The organism is Endozoicomonas sp. YOMI1, assembly GCF_024606345.1.
Taxonomy (GTDB): domain Bacteria; phylum Pseudomonadota; class Gammaproteobacteria; order Pseudomonadales; family Endozoicomonadaceae; genus Endozoicomonas.
On the sequence record NZ_JAHHPM010000481.1, the window covers coordinates 1 to 4,432 of the forward strand.

General features: G+C 48.3%; 4 protein-coding genes. 2 read left to right on the forward strand and 2 right to left on the reverse strand.

Annotated elements, in window-relative coordinates; genetic code table 11:
* Positions 1-298: 298 nt before the first annotated feature.
* Positions 299-1,642: a sodium-dependent transporter gene (locus KDK15_RS16875; RefSeq protein WP_257296558.1), complete on the forward strand. Its 1,344-nt coding sequence runs from the start codon at positions 299-301 to the stop codon at positions 1,640-1,642.
* Between the two features lie 7 nt (positions 1,643-1,649).
* Here the strand turns inward: KDK15_RS16875 and KDK15_RS16880 are convergent, their stop codons facing one another.
* A complete protein-coding gene (locus KDK15_RS16880) occupies positions 1,650-1,823 on the reverse strand; it encodes a hypothetical protein (protein WP_257296559.1) in 174 nt (57 codons plus the stop codon).
* A 76-nt stretch (positions 1,824-1,899) separates the two neighbouring features.
* On the reverse strand, positions 1,900-2,655 hold the full coding sequence (fkpA, locus tag KDK15_RS16885; RefSeq protein WP_257296560.1) for an FKBP-type peptidyl-prolyl cis-trans isomerase: 756 nt from the start codon (positions 2,653-2,655) through the stop codon (positions 1,900-1,902).
* Positions 2,656-3,585: 930 nt separating this feature from the next.
* On the opposite strand from fkpA, the gene KDK15_RS16890 reads away from it, so the two are divergent.
* A complete protein-coding gene (locus KDK15_RS16890; RefSeq protein ID WP_257296561.1) occupies positions 3,586-4,239 on the forward strand; it encodes a hypothetical protein in 654 nt (217 codons plus the stop codon).
* Positions 4,240-4,432: the final 193 nt, after the last annotated feature.

Genomic DNA, 4,432 nt, shown 5'->3' on the forward strand with positions numbered 1-4,432 from the left:
CACACATCAGGAGAATTATCCTTCAGACTCCATTGGTGTGCTGCGGCACACCGTTCCCACGGTCCTCCGTGGGAATGCATACCAAACCTCTCCGCAAATGTAGACCACCCATTAAACTCTTGTGATCCCGGGCAGAAACAGGTTGTTCCACATCCAGCAGGCTCCGGTATGCATTCCCACCCACGCATTCTGCAATCCTCCAGAGTCTTTCCGATGATATAAGTATACGTTTGCGTCTATGCTGATAATGACCTGCTGGTCAGTACAATCCAGCATACCAGTAGAAAATGGACCATCCATGCCACCTGAAAACAGAATCACTTCCAATCGCGGGTTTATTTTTGCTATTGCCGGGGCTGCCATCGGTTTGGGAAATATCTGGCGTTTCCCTTATGTGGCCGGTGAAAACGGAGGAAGCCTGTTTTTTCTTCTGTATATGATTTTTGTGGTGTTGCTGGGGCTGCCGGTAATGATTGCCGAGATTGTGGTTGGCCGGGCAGGGCGGGCTTCACCCGCCAGCAGTCTGCGCCAGCTGGCGGTCAGTGCTGGCCATACCAGGCACTGGAGCAAGCTGGCCTGGATGGGAACGCTGGCGGCCACGATGATTCTCTCATTCTACAGTGTGGTGTCCGGCTGGGTGCTGCACTTTTTTTTCCAGTCGCTCTCGGGGGAACTTCCAGCCAACAGCATTCAAGCGACATCAATACATTTTCAACAGCTGCTGGAATCACCCTGGCAGGTCGTTTTATACCACGGTCTATTCATTCTTATGACGGTGGCCATCAGCGGTCGAACCATTTCCAAAGGTATAGAACGGTTGAATAACTGGCTGATGCCCCTGATGTATCTGATTCTGGTGGTTCTACTGATCTATGCCAGCCAGTTCAGCGGTTTTGCGGTAGCCCTTGATTACCTGTTTGCCTTCAGATTTGAGGCGGTCAGCGGCGGTGTGGTGCTGGAGGCAATGGGCCATGCTTTTTTCACCCTGGCCATAGGTGCCTGCTGTTTGATGGCCTATGGGGCTTATATGCCGGAGAGGCAGTCGGTGGTGAAGGCGGTATTGGTGGTCGCCTTGCTTGATGTGCTGGTGGCAGTGATGGTCGGTATTGCAACCTTTTCCGTGGTGTTCAGTGAAGGGCTTTCAGTGGCGGAAGGCCCCGGGCTGATGTTCATCACACTGCCGGTTGCATTGGCTCAAATGCCCTTTGGCTCGCAGGTTCTCCCCTTATTCTTTCTTCTTCTGGTAATGGCGGTTTGGACATCAGCAGTCAATCTGGCTGAACCGCTGGTGTTGATGATGAGTCGCCTGTGTTCAGGCTTCCGCGCAGCAGGAGCCACCATAGCAGGTGTTATTATATTTCTGGTCGGGTTAATACCCGGCCTCTCTTTCAGTTTCTGGAAGCAGGTTTCTGTTGATGGCAAAACGCTGTTTGACCTTTATACCGCCTTTGCTACCCAGGTTATGCTCCCGGCCGTTGGGCTTCTGGTGCTTTATTTTTGCGGCTATATCATGGAAAGAAAAGTGCTGATTGAACAGTTGGGAATGCAGGGCAAATCCCTGAAAATCTGGCAGCTGCTGATCCGCTGGGTCAGCCCTGCATTACTGTTGATGGTCATTATTGGTGAGCTGTTTCAATTTTGATCTGGAATTACATCAGGGATTTGATCAGAGCCGCAACTAACATAACAACAATTAATACCATGGCGATTTTGGCAAGCTTGCCTTGCTGCTCATTAGTCAGCGGTTTACCATGGCGCTCTGTCAGTTTAACCACAACAAACAGGGTGATGAACAAAAGTACTAAAATAGAGATCAGGTTCATAATTCACCAATAAATAACGGGCAGTTGTCGTACTGCCCGTTAGTGTAACCAGCCTGAAGATTTATTTCGTGGCTTATTAGCTGTCGGCTTCTTCTTTGCTTTCTTCCTTGCCTTCGATGCTGATCAGCTCAACATCGAATACCAGCACGGAGCCTGCTGGAATGGAACCAACTTCCTGGTCTCCGTAAGCCAGCTTGGCAGGAATTGTCAGACGATATTCAGAGCCAACAGACATTAGGGCAACACCTTCAGTCCAGCCCTTGATCACGTTTGCCAGGGGGAAAGTTGCTGGCTGGCCTCGTTGCTTGCTGCTGTCGAAAACAGTGCCGTCAGTCAGCGTACCCGTATAATGAACGGTAACAGTATCCGCTGCGGTTGGTTTTGGGCCGTCTCCCTGCTTGATAACTTCATATTGCAGGCCGGACTCAGTCACGGAAACACCTTCTTTCCCGGCGTTATCTTCCAGATATTTGGCGCCGGTTTTACGGGTCTCCTCACGCTTCTTCGTGGCGTTCTCCTGAACGACGGTGTTCATCTTCTGCTCATGAGCCCGGAGGGCTGCGCCCATCTCCTCCTCGTTCATTTTGACTTGATCGGCGAGGGCGTCCAGCAAGCCCTGCTGAACCAGCGCACGGTCAAGCACAACACCAAGCTCATCCTGTTGCTTTAGTGTCTGACTGGCAAAGTTACCCACAGAGGCACCAATGGCATAGGCGGCTTTCTGATCATCCGTGTTTAACTCAACTTCAGGAGTCTGGGTGGTCTTTTCCTGACAGCCTGCAGCTAAAAGTACAGCTGCTGCCAGAGCGGATATTTTAATAACCTTCTTCATATCAGTTTCCATTGTGTTTGGCCAGAAAAGCCTTGTTGGCCAGGACAATCTTGCCTGTATCAGGATTAAAGTTAAGAAAAACCATATCAATAATGGCACAGCCTTTACGTCAGTTGAACTAAATAACAATAATTTTTCAAAAAAATCACATTATTACCTTAGGATATATCATTGCCTGTTTATACAAAATCGATTCTATTTGAATTTAAAGGGTCGACGTTATGCTGGTCTGCTTAAGCTATCAATTGAGAGGTTGATATAAAAAGCCATTAATCATTGCAGGAAGATGAAGATATCCATTCAATGAATCATCATTCGATTCCATTTGGCCAATTATTTACGGGGGATGAAAGGTTGTCTGGTGATTGGCATTCTGCTGGTCAGTCTTTAACAGCATGCCACTAATCTCCGCCGTAAAATGCGCTATATTTTCATGGTCATTGTCTTTTTGTCCCAGTTTAAATCTCTGGTTTCAATAGAATATTCAGATGCGGGTTTCTGGAGCCTTGATTTGCCAGCTGAGACCCGAAAACCTGTTGCCAGGTTTCTGGCCCTCAGCCATGTGGTTCTTTACCAGATGTTGTTCGATGGTAGCAAATTGCTACGTATGTTCTATTAAATCTGATGAGTCGAAATAGAGATCAGAAAAGTCAGGATTGAATGAAGGAAAGAGATTGGATCGATCCATTGAATTATTGAATTGCCGCTTAAGACCTCTCTTTCTTATAAAAGTTCAGCAGAGTGAACAATGTCACAATCTGGCATTTATACCAATTCCACCTGCAAAGCCCCCTTTAGAACCGGGAGTCGTTCAGGCCGACTGACAGTTTTCCTAACCACCTTGTCAGTCAATCAAGCCACAGACATTGGTAAATTCCATTTCATTACAACACGTTAACTTAATTTCTATATGAACAAGGAGGTGAATTTATGAGCTATCCTGACGTTGCCCCAATAAATGTTAATCCCGGCCATTCCGGATTTTCTGCTCCCACCATGGGGGAAAACGGTGGGCGTTCCGTATGGTCAAGTATCGGCAGAGCTGCTGGTAAGGCTTGTGCCATGCCATTTCGCCTTGCCTCAACGGTGGTAAATGGCGGTATTTTTGCTGCCTATTACGTTACCGCGGTGGCTGTTACCGGTCTTGCTGCCACCGGAGGCACTGTCTTTGGTATTGCGAAAATTGCCACAGATGTTGTCCGTGGAAAACCACACAAAAGCCTGCGGGAGTACGCCATCACACCCGCCCGGGAGACCTTCAACTTTATTTCCCGCATGTACTATGAACTGCCAAAACATGGATCTGAAATCATCTTCGCTGGCTTAGCCATCGCTACGGTATCTACCCTGGCGCTCATAGCAGGTGGAAGTGGTAATAGCAATTGCTTCGTATGGATAGAGATCCCACGTTATTACGATTCTGGCGATGGCGGTCATAAAGGTTACCGGGAACGCCCTGATGATGACTATAACCCTTCAGGCTTCGCCGCTGCACTGTATCCATACAGACCTTCTATTGTCCTTGGACGTAAAATCATGGGGAAAACTACCCAGGCACTGAATCGCGGCCAGAAGGCCGACTAAAAAGGAGAAAAAAATGCGAATATTTATTAGTGTTTGTATAAATCCTTTACCTCTATGTTTTCGAGGGATCATTGTGGTTTAGATTCCTTAGGCGCTGCTCCCTTAGGCTCCCTTAGGCGCTCACTTCGGCGCTGTGCGAAAGCGGGATCATTCTGGTGGCGCTTCTTTAGGCGCTCACTTTGGCGCTGTGCAA

Bases quoted from the DNA above. Each gene is read 5' to 3' on its own strand.
- KDK15_RS16875 (WP_257296558.1), top strand. From the start codon at position 299: ATGCCACCTGAAAACAGAATCACTTCCAATCGCGGGTTTATTTTTGCT.
- KDK15_RS16880 (WP_257296559.1), bottom strand. From the start codon at position 1,823: ATGAACCTGATCTCTATTTTAGTACTTTTGTTCATCACCCTGTTTGTT.
- fkpA (WP_257296560.1), bottom strand. From the start codon at position 2,655: ATGAAGAAGGTTATTAAAATATCCGCTCTGGCAGCAGCTGTACTTTTA.
- KDK15_RS16890 (WP_257296561.1), top strand. From the start codon at position 3,586: ATGAGCTATCCTGACGTTGCCCCAATAAATGTTAATCCCGGCCATTCC.